Source organism: Roseitalea sp. MMSF_3546 (assembly GCF_030732865.1).
GTDB lineage: Bacteria > Pseudomonadota > Alphaproteobacteria > Rhizobiales > Rhizobiaceae > Roseitalea.
This window is the reverse complement of record NZ_JASHKB010000030.1, coordinates 22,656-35,534: the sequence shown is the minus strand read 5'-3', so window position 1 is coordinate 35,534 and position 12,879 is coordinate 22,656. Positions and strand designations below refer to the sequence as shown.

Below are 12,879 nucleotides of genomic sequence, written 5' to 3'. Positions count from 1 at the left end.
ACACCGCTTACAATTCAAGACGGAAGCGCTTCACTTGGTGACGATGTGCGGCGTGAGCGTGGCGCATGCCGCCCGCGACCTTGATGTTCATGGACAGTACTTCGTCGCAGGATCAAGCAATTTGGGAAAGATCCTGTCGGAGCGTTTCCCGGCAAGGGGCAGATGACGCCAGCCGATGACGAGGCGCGCCGGCCACAGTGTGAGGTGGTCAAGTCGAAGGCCGAGCGGCTCTACCGCGAGGAGAAGCTGACGGTGCGACGAAGGCGGGGCCGCAAGAAGGCGACGGGGACCAGGGCGCCGATCCTCGTCGAGGCCCTGCCGAACGCGCGCTGGTCTGTCGACTTCGTGCACGACCAGCTCGTCACCGGCCGGCGCCTGCGCATCCTGAACGTGGTGGATGATGTGACCAAGCAATGCCTCACGGCCGTGGTCGGTACCTCGATCTCCGGCAAAAGGGTGGCGCGGGAGCTCGGTGCCCTTGGGACGCGGCGCGGAAAGCCCGGGCTCATCGTCAGCGATCACGGCACCGAGTTCACGTCGAACGCCATGCTCGAATGGACCCAGGTGACCGGCGTCGCCTGGCATTTCATTGCCCCGGGCAAGCCAATGCAGAACGGAATCTGCGAAGCGTTCAACGGCCGGATGCGGGACGAGCTATTGAACGAGACGCTGTTCTTCGACCTGGATCAGGCAAGAGAGGCGGTGGCGCGTTGGGTCGCCGACTACAATCAGCACCGTCCCCACTCAGCCCTGGGATACACAACACCCGCGGCCTACGCCGCCCAACTCACCGCAATGGGCCCCCCGCTCTGCGCACCCGAACCGCCGAGCGGATCGCCCATTGCTACGTCGGCGCGCAAGCGCCATGCTAACCGCCGCACTCTAGCTTCAGGTGGATGAAGATCGGGGTAACAGCAACTCCACCGCCCGTCGAGACGCGCACACGCCCCACCACCATCATTCCACCTCGGCTTCATCTTGCCGGAACATCACCGGAACTCTCGTGGGAATTCTCGTGGGACTTTTGCGCATTTCCGTGGCACTTGGGGCCGTTTGCTCACTTGCTGTTTCGAAATGACTCCGCTAGAAGGCGCCCGAAACCCTTGTGTTTCAAGGGTCGGAGTGTAGCGCAGCCTGGTAGCGCACCTCGTTCGGGACGAGGGGGTCGCAGGTTCAAATCCTGCCACTCCGACCACCCAAGCGCCCTTTCCGCAAGACGCGTTTTCGGCAATGGGTCTTTCCGGCAAGACCCGAGCTCTGTGCGTGCAGGCGGGCCGGCAGCGCTAGCGCAGCAGCCGTGCCCAGCGCGCAAGATCGATCAGGCTGACCAGCGCGCCGGCGACATAGGTCAATGCCGCGGCCTTCAGCACCTGGCGGGCGCCACCCAGATCCTTCTCGCGCAGATAGCCGCCGTCCTTCAGGATCGGCAGGGCCTTTGAGAAGCTTGCGTCATATTCGACCGGCAGGGTGACCAGATGCACCAGCACGCGCACTGACAGCAGCGCGATGCCGATCGCGGCCAGGCCGACAAACGCGCCGGGCGAGCGCACGATGACGGTCAGGATCGGGGCGGCGATGAAGAACAGCGCGGCGAAACGGTCGCTGACGCGGGCAAGGCGCACCAGCGCCTGGCGCAGCCGGAGCCCGGTCTCCCCGCGGGCGTGCTGGATGGCGTGGCCGACCTCGTGCGCGGCGATCGCCACCGCGGTCAGGCTGGCGCCGCCATGGGTTGACGCCGAAAGGCGCACGGTGCGGCTTTCGGGATCGTAATGGTCGCCGCCATCGGTCGTCTCGACGCCGACGCCGTCGAGCCCGAACCGGTCGATCAGGTGTTCGGCCAGTTCTCCGCCCGTGCCGGGAAAGTCGGCGCGCGCCGCCCCGTGGCGCGCCATGACGCGGCGCACCCACATTTGCGGCAAGAGCACCGCGGCGGCCAGAACAAGCAGCCCAAGAAGGCCCAGCAGCGCCATTGCGTCCGTGTCTCCAGAAAATCGCCGGTCGGTTCACGACCAGGCACTATCGGCATGAAGGCCGGCCACGGCCGTGCCTCATCCCGTCTTGCATAAGGAAATATGGTGCGCGGGCCCCGTGTCCATGGCCTGCGTCGGATTGGCCGTGCGGTCCGGCGCGGACGATCTGCAGGCGACAAAACGAAATGGCGAAGAATGAATTAAACACAGCTCAAAGCCAAAAATCGGGTTCGTTTCGGGATTTCGGTGTCCTGGCTGGCGTTCGGCACGGCGAAGCGCCTTTTCAGGGATTTGATCGGTTGCCGATCATTGTCCTGGTCCTTCATGTGACGCAGGCCCGGCGTCGGATTGGGTTCGTTTCGGGATTCCGGGCGCCTACCCCGATGTCGGCCGGACGTGCCTGCCGCGGCAGGGCCGCGCCGCGGTGCCGACCCTGCCGGTCGTTGTCGGCATGATATGCGAGCCGGTTCATGCGGCCTCCGGTTGTGTTCGGGTTCGTTTCGGGATTTCGCCATTGAGCGCGATCCAGTCCCTGAGGGCGCGTCGCCGGCGCGATTCGGCCTCGCGGCGATAGCGCCGCAAGAGCCGCCCTTCGCGCGATAGCGGCCAGGCCTGTTCGTTCTGCAAGCGCTCGGCCTGCGCGCGATAGTGGCTGGCCCAGTCGAAATTGACCAACCGCATCAGCTGCTCCATCGGGTCGAGGTCGCGATCGTTCACGACCGCAAAGTCGGCCTCGGAGTGCCCTATGACACGGGCGTTGAATTCGGCGATGTGGTCGCGTTCGGCTTTCAGGGCCCGTGCAAGCTGGACCTCGGCGGCCGCCAGCTTGATCGCCGCCTGTTTGCGCGGTGAACCGTCGAACGGATCGAGCGACGCGGTCGGCTCATCGATGATCAGGCGGAACCAGGCAAGCGTGGCCTCGACCGGCGCGGCGCTGGAAAGACCGTGCTTGCGGGCGTTTTGCGCAGAACGTGCCTGGCCGGCCTCGGTCTTGGGGCCCGAGCTCTTCTGGGCGTTGCGTGCGTTCGCCCGGCGCTGGCGATCGGTGGTCATCGGACCTCCAGGACTTCGGCATCCTCGATCTGCCTTGCCTTCGCCGATTTGAGGCGGTCGAAATCCTCGCGCAATCGACGCCGCCGGTTCTCGATCTCCGCGATCAGGGCATCGCAGCGCTCGAGCCGCCCGCCATGAAGCGAATAGATCTCGTTGACGATCTGCGAGGGCGGATAGCCGGCTCTCTCGAGGGCCGCCAGGGCCATGGCCCTGAGCTTGGTGTCTGCACTCACGCAGTCGCGCGCAAACTGCCGATCGTCCTGGTTGGCTGAGAACCGCGGCTCACCGTCCGGGATGCCCGTTCTCATGTTGTCCAGGCACCATTGTCGGAACTTCTCCCGTATGAAACCGTCGCGAAAACGCCGATACCGCCAAAGTTCCCATTCCAACATGACCAGCTGGTCCGCGTAGATGCGCTGGTAGGGTGTGCTCGGCGACAGTTCGGACACGACCGCCTCGCGCAACAGCGCGTATTGCTCGGGATCCTCGTCGGGCAGCAGGTCGAGCGGTGGCAGAAGGTCGGTGACGATCTCGCCGGCGGGCCGCGCGGCGGGCTTGTCGGCAGGCGGCGCGGCGGTTTTTTCGGCGGGCGGCGCGACACTCTCTGCCGGCGGCGCAGCGCTCTTTGCCGGCGGCGCGGGCTTGTCGGCAGGCGGCGCGGCGGTTTTTTCGGCAGGCGGCGCGGCACTCTTTGCCGGCGGCGTGGCCTTGGCAGGCGGCGCGACGTTCTTCGCAGGCGGCGCGGCACCCTTTGCCGGCGGCGTGGGCTTGGCAGGCGGCGCCACATTTTTCGCAGGCGGCGCGGCACCCTTTGCCTGCGGCGCGGCGGGCTTGTTGGCAGGCGGTGCGGGAGGGGCTGGCTGGGCCATGGTCAAACTCCATAAGTACAAAATCAAGTATCAAATCCCGTCGAGCCAGCGGATCGATCAGGCGCAATGAGTGTCTGTGTAATCGAGAGAATCCGAGAGGTCAAGCGCCAGCCGCCACATGCTATGACGGTGATCGAACCGGCAAAGGGATGCCCGTTTCGAAGCAATCGGACCGAGACACTTTCCGGTTCGGATTTCCTGTACAAGGGGAATTGTTCCATATACAAATATAGAAGTCCATGATGCACAATGAAAATCACATTGTACGCAGGAAAAGACGATCGCTCTTCGATCCGCGGATGGGGGTGCACCGAACGCGCCACACGGCATCGGCGGTGCCGAAATCCGAAGCGGTGTTGGCACACATAGCCCCGCGGGCATCGACGAGGCGGCGACACGCGATTTCGGATTGGCCGGCCGCACCAGCGCGCCGAACTGACGGCGCGCACGGCAGGCATGGCCGCAGAATCGGCTCTCAGGTCGGGTAGCGCGCGGCCATGATCGCCATGTTCCTGGCGATGATCTGGCGCAGTACGGCAAAGTCGATGGCGTCGAGCGATTTCACGTAGAGGCAGGACACACCACGCTTGTGCGGTCCCAGCGCATCGAGCGCATCGGCCATCTCGTCGAGCCCGGCCATGACATGGATGGACAAATCGTTCTTCCGGGCGGCAAAACCCGTGCGAAACGTGTCGCCCTCGCGCCCGCTGTCGTAGCGGTAATGGTAGTGCCCGAACCCGATGATGCGGCCGTTCCACACGGTTGGCGGTTCGCCGGTGACGTCTTGCATCATGGCGATCAGCCGTTCGGCATGGGCGCGCCGTTTGTCGCTTGCGATCGCGCCGATGACGCCCTCAAGATCGGCGTTGTCCGGCCGGGTCCTGTCCTTGCGCATGGCGGGCCCCCGAGGGCTGGTCTGGCATGTCCCCATCTGAAGATGCACAGATTATCGCTGCGGGCGCGGCCGTGCAACGCGATTGTGCCGGTCATGGGCCGGGCCTCATCCGGGTGTTGCATGGGCGTTGTGAAGGCCGCCGACGATCGGGCTGGCGCATGCCGCAACCGGCGCGTGCCAGGCCGTCACCGCAGCTGGTTGCCATCGCGCGTGCCGTCTTATCATCTTGTGCGCAATCGGCCCTGGCGACCACAGATCTGACCGGTGGCTTTTTCCCGGCATCTTGAGCGGCCTGCGGCCTGTGCGCATCGGCACAGTGGCGCGCCCGCTGGCCAATTAGCCTTGCATGCAATCGCAACGTGCCGGCGACGGGCCCGATGGGGTGCCCGTCATCGGCCGCAAGCCAAAGGATCACGCCATGACCAGGTTCCTTCTCACATGCGCCGTCATCATTGCCGGAACCGGCGCTGCCCTTTCTCCGCTGGGCGCACCTGCGGCCAGCGCACAAGAGCGCATGTGCGCATCGCACATCTACACCACGATGGGCCAATCGGCGGCGCCGCGCGCCAAGGCCCGCGAGAAACGCGCCAAGCGGCGGGCGATCCGGCGCTGGGTCCGCGCCGTCGAAGGCCGCTCGATGGGCGCCAAGGGCGTTGCGCTGCCGGTCTACGGCACGGACTATTCGAGCTTCAAGAACGCCCAGATCGTCTCGTTCAACTGTTCGGGGCGGCCGCTGACCTGCGTTCTGCGCGCCCGACCCTGTCGCGGCTGATCGCCGGGCGCTCGCCGCCGTTCTGCCCACCCGGTGAGCCTGGCGGCGAGCGCGCTCAGACCGGGTTCTGCGCGCCCGCGAAAAACTGCAGCCGACCCTCTGAATCGAAGATCGGGCGGATCCGCAGCCGGTTCAAAAAGGGTGTGCCGTCCTTGCGGTAATTGACGATGTCGATGGTAAAGCGCGTATGCGCCCTGAGCGCACAGCGGATCGCCTCGACGGCATCGGGACTGGTCTGCGGGCCCTGCAGGAACCGGCAGTTGCGTCCCACCGCCTCCTCGGCCGTGTAGCCGGTCTGGCGTTCGAACGCCTCGCTGACGAAGATCATCGGATTGTCCGGCAGGGTCGGATCGGAGAAGACGACGCTCATCTCGGCCTCGTCGTCTTCCAAAAGCGCGCGCAGGTCGGCCTTTTGAAGGGGCGTGATGGTCACTTGCGGTCATCTCGGTTCGTTGTGATCGGGCTGGGCGTACAATGCGCCGCCGGCGCGTGCAAGCGTCCGCGCTCACGCGATGGCAGCTCTCGATCGGACGGGGTCCGAATCAGCCGGACCGGGCGCCGAAAGCCGACGCGCGGCGGTGATCACATGTGCGTTGCAAAACGTGACCTGGGCGCGGCGGACCACCAATCCTGCCCCAAACCGGCCAAAAACGCCGCCCAAACGGCCGTTGCGGGGCGCACGGCAGCCCGCCCAGGGTGTCACAGACAGCAATTGCAACCAAATCTTCATTGAAATCGGTCAGCCCTATGGTATATCGCAAGTGTTGCAGCAGGGGAAATCGATGCTTGACGCACTTCGTCACAAGCGCAGTGGCTCGGTATTCGCCACGGTGGCCACGCTTGCGCTGATCGTCAGCCAGACCGCCTTGGCCCAGAACGGCGCGGTAAACCCGAACGGCCTCGATGAAGTGCCCGTCGACCCGTTCGCCGATTGCGATTGCATCGCAACGCCGGTGCCCGAGGGCGAGCCCGCGGCGATCGTCACCCAGGCCGAGGGTGGCGTTCTTCAGCTGACCAGCCTTGGCTTCCAGATCACCGTGCCGGGTCAGGAGCTTGGCCCCGATGGCGAGGTCGTCACCGGCCCGTCGAGCTTTGCCGAGATCGCGATCTCCCAGGAATGCCTGGTCCAGCTGCAGTCGAACCAGTTCGTGCGCCTTTCGACCCCGGCCGGCCCGGACGGCAATATCTGCGTGAGAACCGGCAACACCGCCCCGCAGGTCGAGCAGGCCGCCGTGGAACCGACCGAAGTGCCCGTTGTCGACGCCGACGGCAATGTGGTCGCGATGCTCGGCCTTCTTGGCCTGATCGGCATTGGCGGGCTGGCCTTTGCCGTCGGTGGCGGTGATGATGATGATTTCGGCGATGGCGACGATCCGGCGAGCCCGTGATCGCGTAGCTGATCGGTCGCAGCGGCGCGCGGGTCGAACCTCTGGCGGATCGATGAACCCGGCCCGCCTTGCCTTCATCACAGAGGTCTGATTGCCGCATACGCCGCTGCGATCTTTTGCCTGAAAACCCCGGCTGCGGTCTTTGCAACACCGGCTGTTCATGGCAATGGCTGGACGGGAGCGGTGAAAGAGGCGCTTTGCCCCGGGCGGTGTGGCAGTGGCATGGCCGCAATTCGGCCTCACCGGTGCTACACCCTTGCCCTAGGTGAAGGGCTGGTCAAGACTGAGGGGATCGGACAGGTGCAACGCCGCGGGCCATTGAAAGCATTGCTGATGGCGCTCGTGGCGTTGAGCGCGGCCGCCTGCCAGGGCGGCACGACGGGCGCACTCGATCAGGCCCCGACACAGGCCTTTGCCCGCGTCGGCGATACCGATGGCGAGATCCGCGTCGTCGAACGCTTGCCCGAGCCGACCGACACCTTCGGGGTCGCCGAGGTCCGCATCGCGGCCAACGATCTTCTTGAGATCGACTTCTTCGATGTCAGCGAACTCAACCGCACCGTCCGCGTCAATGCGCGCGGGCAGATTTCCATGCCGCTGATCGGCGAGGTCCAGGTGACCGGCCTGACCGTACCCGAACTCGAGCAGCGCCTCGAACAGCGCTACGGTGCCGACTACCTGCAGGCACCGGCGATCACGGTGACGGTGAAGGAGTCCTTCGGTCAGCGCGTGCTGGTCGACGGCGAGTTCGGCCGGATCGGCAGCAAGCAGGTCACGAGTGGTACGACCCTGCAGCAACTGGTCGCCCAATCGGGCGGGGTGACCCAGGTCGCCAATGATCGCGCCATCTGGATCTTCCGCGAGATCGGCGGCGAAAGGCTCGTCGCACAATATTCGCTGCCCGCCATCCAGCGGGGCCAGGCCGAGGATCCGCGAATTTACGGCGGCGATGTTGTCGTCGCCTTCGAATCGGGCTTTCGTGTCGCCGTCAAGAACCTGCGCGAGGCCCTGGGCATCGCCACGACCGTCCGGGCGGTTCCAACTGTCGTGACCGGGCCGGTCAATTAGGGCGTATAGCTGCGATGAACAAACCCGAATACGCCTTGAGCGAGATGCACACATCGGGTCGGGCCATGGCGCACGAAGAAGAGCTGCGCCGGCGCCGCTATGCCGATCTCGACCAGTTCGCCGAGGACGATGAGGGCTTTGACTTCGATCCGGTCAAGCTGTTCTGGTTTGTCGTTCACTATCGGTGGGTCGTGGTCGCCTGCATTGCCTGCGGGCTGGTCGCCGGCATCGTCTACACCTGGATGCAGACGCCGATGTACCGGGCGGCGACGACGCTGGAGATCCAGACGCCGAGCATCAAGATCCTGCAGGATCTCGACAGCATCTCGACCGGATCGGATGCGCGGGTCTTCGAGACGGCACGGCGCAAGATCCTGTCCAAGGATCTGGCGCGCCGGGTCTCGTTCGAACTGGGCCTGTCCAATGATGCCGCGTTTCTGGCGCCCGCGCCGGAATTCTCGCTGATGAACATCGTCCGGCGTGCATTTGGCACCACGGGCACGGTCGACCTTGACGCATTGACACCGCAAGAGCGCGAGGATCTGGCAACCCGCCTTGTCCGGGGCGGGCTGTCGGCCGATCTGATCCGCAACACCGCGGTCATTCGCGTCGATTACGAACACGCCAACCCGCAAATGGCGGCCCGCGTCGTCAACCAGGTCGCGGCCAGCTATGTCGATCAGTCGGTCGACCAGCGCGCCCAGACTTCAACGCTGGCGCGTGAATTCCTTCAGGAACGGATCATCGAGGTCAAGGACCGGCTGGAGGCCTCCGAGATCGCGCTGGTCGACTATGCCGAAACCGAAGGCATCACGCTTGAGGCCGATGAGATCTCGCTGATCGCCTCGAGCATTTCGGCGGTCAACGGACAGCTGATTGAGGCGACCAAGGAACGCGGCGAACTCCAACGCGTCGTCGAGCAGAGCGCGGCCGGCGAAGCGATCCTCTTGCCCCAGATCTTCGAAAGCGAATCGATCCGGGCCCTGCAGGAGCGTCTTGGCGAACTGCAGGCCGAATACCAGGTCAAGCTCGCCACGCTCAAGCCCGGTTTTCCGGAAATGCAGCGGCTCCAGATCCAGATCAATCAGATCGACGACCAGATCGATGCTCAGGTGGGCGCGATTGTCGATTCGGTCAGGGCCCGGCTCGAGCAGACCAATATCCGCATCGCGGCCCTGCAGGCCGAACTGGCCAATCTGGAAAACCGGCAGGCCGACCTGCAACGCAAGAACATCCGCTATACGATCCTCGAGCGCGAGGTCGACACCAACCGCGCGCAATACGCGTCGCTGATCACCAAGCTCAACGATCTCGACGTCGCCGCCGAGATCCAGAGCGGCAACGCATCGATCATCGACGAGGCGAGCGTGCCCGGCGTGCCCTTTGCGCCCCAGCCCATGCGCAATCTGGGTTTCGCCTTTGCGCTGTCGGCGATGCTGGCGGCCGGGATCATCTATATCCTCGAGCTGCTCAACAACACCTTCGCGGTGCCCGACCAGATCGAATCCGACCTCAAACTGCCGGTGCTCGGCATCATTCCGAAGGTCGCAGGCGACGGGTTCGATGACGCCATGGTCGACACCAATTCGAACCTGTCCGAAGCGCACCGAACACTGCGCACGTCGCTGCAGTTCACGACGGCCTATGAAGAGACACGCACGCTGCTGATCACCAGCGCCGAGCCGGGCGAGGGCAAGACCACGGTCGCCTTCAAGCTCGCCCAGGAATTTGCCTCGCTTGGAAGAAAGGTCCTGATCATCGACGCGGACATGCGCCGGCCGCGCATGCACCGCATGTTCAAGACCGACAATGCGATCGGCCTGTCCAACATCCTGACCAACGTTCTGAAGAACAATGTGCAGACGCCGATCTTCCGCAAGAGCGCGGTCGGCAATGTCGATTTCATGACCGCGGGCACCCTGCCGCCCAGCCCGGCCGATCTTCTGGCCTCGGACCGGATGGGCATGGTGCTGCATTTCTGCAAGAACCGCTACGATCTGGTCATCATCGACGCCCCGCCGGTGATGGGTCTGTCGGACGCGCCGATCCTGTCGCGCTCGGCCGATGCGACGCTGATGGTGGTCGCGGCCAAGCAGGTCAAGCGCAAGTCCGCGCAGAACGCCGTCAAGCGCCTGCGGGCGGTGGGCGGGCATATCATCGGTGCCGCGATGACCAAGTTCGAGATCGACCGGCTCGACTACAACTATGCGTATCGCTACATGAATTACAACTATTATGCCTACGGCTCCGACGGCGCCCAGCTCGAAGACCACCGCAGGGAAACAACGCGCCGTGTTCAAACGTCTGCTTCAAATAACGTTGTTGGGCGCTTCGTTCGCGATCTGCGCCGCCGTCTTGGCTGATCTGGGCCGGATCGTCACGCACGGCGACGATCCGCGGGGCGCTCTGGCCTACGCACCGCTCAATGCCGACACGCGCATACGCGCGATCGTCTCCGAGCTTTCCCAAGCACAGGCCGCACATCTCGATCGGGTCGCCCGTCTTGCCGAACGCGGCACCGAACTGCATCGCGCCGATGGCCGGTTCGACAGCATTCTGGGCATCCTTGCCCATGAGCGCGGCGCGGTCGAGGCGGCGCGTGCGCATTTCGAAACGGCCCTTGCCAAGCAGCCCGCCGAACGCCAGGCACTGCGCCATCTTCTCGTCTATGACGTGACCAGCGGCGATTACGAGCGCGCGGCCCGCCATGCCCGGCGCCTGACGGTCCGGTCGGGCGGCTGGGGCGATCAGCGCCAGGCCGTTCTTGCCATGGCCGCCATTGACGAGGGCCGACGCGCGCTGATCGAAGCGTTCGCCAGCGATGATCGTGCACGATCGGGGCTCATTTCGGCGGTGATGCGCGAGAAGGGTCCGATGGTCGCCTCCGAGATGGTGCTGGCCTTCCACGAAAAGGGCGTCGACGGCCTTGGCGGTTCGATCGGCGCGATCTCGAGGCGCCTGATCCGCGAAGGCCAACTGGAGGCCGCGCTCATCCTTGACCGGGTCACGCTCGCCCGGGACCGGCCGGCACCGACGGGATTTGTCAACAATGACACCTTTGCCTATCGGCCGACCGGTTCGGCCTTTGACTGGCGCACGCAGGGCCAGCGCGGCGTCGCCCTTGACTGGGTCGGCCAGCGCGCGCCCGACGCCGAACCGCCCGAGGTCACGGCGAGCTTTGTGCGCATCGGGTTTCTGAACACGCCGCTCCGGCTCGACAATCTCACGCAGATGCTGGTCATGCGCCCCGGCGCCCATCGCCTCGAAGTCATGGCCCGGTCGCAGGATCTGAGCGGACCCGCGCCGATCTCGGTCATTTTGGGCTGCACCAACGGCACCGAACTGGCCACGATACCCCTCGATCCCATCGCCAGCCAATGGCAGCGCTTCGAAACTGATTTCGAGGTTCCCGAAACCGGCTGCGCGGCGCAGCGCATCCATCTGACCAACGGCTTTGTGCCCCTGAGCTGGTCGGCGCGCTATTCCGGTGCGCTCGACATCGCCCGCATCCAGATCGTCCGCACCCGATGACCGGGCCCGCCGAACCGCGCGACGGGCCGAGCACCTATTGGGCGGCCCTTGTCGTGCTTGTCGCCATGCTGATCGGCGGGGGAACGACGAACGGGCTTTTCTCCGACCGGATCATCCAGATCGCGCTGTTGCCGCTGATCGTCATCGGGGCCTTGCGGATCCGCGCGGCGCAACTGCCGTCCTATGCCGCGGCCTGGTTGTTGGCGCTCGCGATCGTCCTTGCCTGGCAGCTTTTTCCGCTGGCCTGGTGGCCAGGCGGCGCCGCACATGGCTTCGTGTCGGCCAGTCCGGGCAAGGCGCTCGATTATGCGATCTTCGCGCTGACGCTGTCAGGCTTTGCGGTCTATGTGACGACGCTGACGGAGGTGGGCCAGCGGCGCATTCTTCTGGTCTTCATCCTGGGGTATTTCATCAATCTGACCATGGCGGCGGTGCAGCTGTCCTTTGTCGGCAATCAGGGGCCGTTTTCCTCGCCCTTCTATCCGTTCGCCCAGGGCGCGTTCCAGAACCAGAACCATTTTTCCAGCCTGATCTACGCGCTCGTGCCGGTCTTTGCGTTCCTTCTGATCCATGAGCGCCGGCAGATCGCCGCCTACATCACCATCGTCGCCATTGCCGTGCTCGTTCTTCTGGCCGCCAACGCCCGCGCCGCCATCGCCATATCCGTGGGCCTGTCGATCGTCTCGCTCGTCGTTTTCTCAAACCGCGGCGCGGGACTGGCGCGCGGGCGCGTTGCGACGCTTCTCGGCGCCAGCGCCCTGGCGCTCGTGATCGTCGCCGTCGTCTTCGGCCGGTTCGTCGGCGAATTCGGCGAGGATCTGCGCGTCAAGTTCAATGCCAACACGATGACCGCCATCGTCGATTTCCTGCCCTTGGGCAGCGGGCTGGGCAGCTTCGTCGACATCTATCCGCGCTACGAGCCGCAGACCGGCATCGAGCGCGTCTACGCCAACCACGCCCATAACGACTATCTCGAACTCATCCTCGAACTGGGCCTGCCCGGCCTAGCGCTCATTGTCGGGTTGATCGCCATCATCGCCGCCAATCTGCTCATCAGCGCGCGCAGCCTGGCGTTCGGCATGGGGGCGCTGGCGATTCTGGCCCACTCGATCGTCGACTATCCCCTGCGCACCTATGCGATCGGGCTCGTGTTTGCCTTTTTCTGCGCGGTGGTGATGACCGAGGCCCGGGCCAAACCCGCCCGGATACGGTGATTCTTGCGCTGCAAAACCCCATCTCCTGCCGTAAGGACATTGCCGGTTGCACCGGTCGTTTTACTTGGCTAGTTTCGATTCGGCAGGGGCAAGAGCAATGTAACGCTTGTTAAACAAGC

12 protein-coding genes and 1 tRNA gene are annotated in these 12,879 nt (G+C 64.8%); 8 read left to right on the top strand and 5 right to left on the bottom strand.

The window, feature by feature from the left end; all coding sequences use genetic code 11:
* The first annotated feature begins 162 nt into the window (after nt 1-162).
* Both RBB34_RS17635 and RBB34_RS17630 read left to right on the top strand, forming a co-directional pair.
* Complete coding sequence (locus RBB34_RS17635) at nt 163-900, top strand: IS3 family transposase (RefSeq protein ID WP_306120562.1); 738 nt, start codon at nt 163-165, stop codon at nt 898-900.
* Between the two features lie 218 nt (nt 901-1,118).
* Nucleotides 1,119-1,195, top strand: a tRNA-Pro gene (locus RBB34_RS17630).
* 88 nt (nt 1,196-1,283) lie between these two features.
* Here the strand turns inward: RBB34_RS17630 and RBB34_RS17625 are convergent.
* From RBB34_RS17625 to RBB34_RS17610, 4 genes are all read right to left on the bottom strand, one after another.
* On the bottom strand, nt 1,284-1,970 hold the full coding sequence (locus tag RBB34_RS17625) for a zinc metallopeptidase (protein ID WP_306120561.1): 687 nt from the start codon (nt 1,968-1,970) through the stop codon (nt 1,284-1,286).
* A 468-nt stretch (nt 1,971-2,438) separates the two neighbouring features.
* The gene (locus tag RBB34_RS17620) at nt 2,439-3,023 is read right to left on the bottom strand and encodes a hypothetical protein (RefSeq protein WP_306120560.1); all 585 of its coding nucleotides are present in this window, start codon (nt 3,021-3,023) and stop codon (nt 2,439-2,441) included.
* A complete protein-coding gene (locus RBB34_RS17615; protein WP_306120559.1) occupies nt 3,020-3,892 on the bottom strand; it encodes a hypothetical protein in 873 nt (290 codons plus the stop codon). Before RBB34_RS17615 ends, RBB34_RS17620 begins: the two co-directional genes overlap by 4 nt.
* Nucleotides 3,893-4,367: 475 nt before the next feature.
* On the bottom strand, nt 4,368-4,787 hold the full coding sequence (locus RBB34_RS17610; protein WP_306120558.1) for a DUF1801 domain-containing protein: 420 nt from the start codon (nt 4,785-4,787) through the stop codon (nt 4,368-4,370).
* A gap of 418 nt (nt 4,788-5,205) precedes the next feature.
* On the opposite strand from RBB34_RS17610, the gene RBB34_RS17605 reads away from it, so the two are divergent.
* Complete coding sequence (locus tag RBB34_RS17605) at nt 5,206-5,559, top strand: hypothetical protein (protein ID WP_306120557.1); 354 nt, start codon at nt 5,206-5,208, stop codon at nt 5,557-5,559.
* Nucleotides 5,560-5,614: 55 nt separating this feature from the next.
* Here RBB34_RS17605 and RBB34_RS17600 read toward each other — a convergent pair whose 3' ends face one another.
* On the bottom strand, nt 5,615-5,992 hold the full coding sequence (locus tag RBB34_RS17600) for a PAS domain-containing protein (protein ID WP_306120556.1): 378 nt from the start codon (nt 5,990-5,992) through the stop codon (nt 5,615-5,617).
* A 349-nt stretch (nt 5,993-6,341) separates the two neighbouring features.
* On the opposite strand from RBB34_RS17600, the gene RBB34_RS17595 reads away from it, so the two are divergent.
* The 5 genes from RBB34_RS17595 (at nt 6,342) to RBB34_RS17575 (ending at nt 12,760) form a co-directional block, all read left to right on the top strand.
* The gene (locus RBB34_RS17595) at nt 6,342-6,947 is read left to right on the top strand and encodes a hypothetical protein (protein WP_306120555.1); all 606 of its coding nucleotides are present in this window, start codon (nt 6,342-6,344) and stop codon (nt 6,945-6,947) included.
* Between the two features lie 318 nt (nt 6,948-7,265).
* Entirely contained in the window at nt 7,266-8,015 is a 750-nt protein-coding gene (locus RBB34_RS17590) for a polysaccharide biosynthesis/export family protein (protein ID WP_306120554.1), read from the top strand.
* Nucleotides 8,016-8,029: 14 nt separating this feature from the next.
* Nucleotides 8,030-10,378, top strand: a complete 2,349-nt coding sequence (locus tag RBB34_RS17585) for a polysaccharide biosynthesis tyrosine autokinase (protein WP_306120553.1) — start codon at nt 8,030-8,032, stop codon at nt 10,376-10,378.
* Complete coding sequence (locus RBB34_RS17580; RefSeq protein ID WP_306120552.1) at nt 10,371-11,546, top strand: hypothetical protein; 1,176 nt, start codon at nt 10,371-10,373, stop codon at nt 11,544-11,546. Before RBB34_RS17585 ends, RBB34_RS17580 begins: the two co-directional genes overlap by 8 nt.
* Nucleotides 11,543-12,760, top strand: a complete 1,218-nt coding sequence (locus RBB34_RS17575; RefSeq protein ID WP_306120551.1) for an O-antigen ligase family protein — start codon at nt 11,543-11,545, stop codon at nt 12,758-12,760. Before RBB34_RS17580 ends, RBB34_RS17575 begins: the two co-directional genes overlap by 4 nt.
* The last annotated feature ends 119 nt before the right edge of the window (nt 12,761-12,879 follow it).

Excerpts from the sequence above, each read along its gene's own strand:
- RBB34_RS17615 (WP_306120559.1), bottom strand. The coding sequence starts at position 3,892 with ATGGCCCAGCCAGCCCCTCCCGCACCGCCTGCCAACAAGCCCGCCGCG.
- RBB34_RS17605 (WP_306120557.1), top strand. The coding sequence starts at position 5,206 with ATGACCAGGTTCCTTCTCACATGCGCCGTCATCATTGCCGGAACCGGC.
- RBB34_RS17625 (WP_306120561.1), bottom strand. The coding sequence starts at position 1,970 with ATGGCGCTGCTGGGCCTTCTTGGGCTGCTTGTTCTGGCCGCCGCGGTG.
- RBB34_RS17620 (WP_306120560.1), bottom strand. The coding sequence starts at position 3,023 with ATGACCACCGATCGCCAGCGCCGGGCGAACGCACGCAACGCCCAGAAG.
- RBB34_RS17595 (WP_306120555.1), top strand. The coding sequence starts at position 6,342 with ATGCTTGACGCACTTCGTCACAAGCGCAGTGGCTCGGTATTCGCCACG.
- RBB34_RS17575 (WP_306120551.1), top strand. The coding sequence starts at position 11,543 with ATGACCGGGCCCGCCGAACCGCGCGACGGGCCGAGCACCTATTGGGCG.
- RBB34_RS17585 (WP_306120553.1), top strand. The coding sequence starts at position 8,030 with ATGAACAAACCCGAATACGCCTTGAGCGAGATGCACACATCGGGTCGG.
- RBB34_RS17635 (WP_306120562.1), top strand. The coding sequence starts at position 163 with ATGACGCCAGCCGATGACGAGGCGCGCCGGCCACAGTGTGAGGTGGTC.
- RBB34_RS17610 (WP_306120558.1), bottom strand. The coding sequence starts at position 4,787 with ATGCGCAAGGACAGGACCCGGCCGGACAACGCCGATCTTGAGGGCGTC.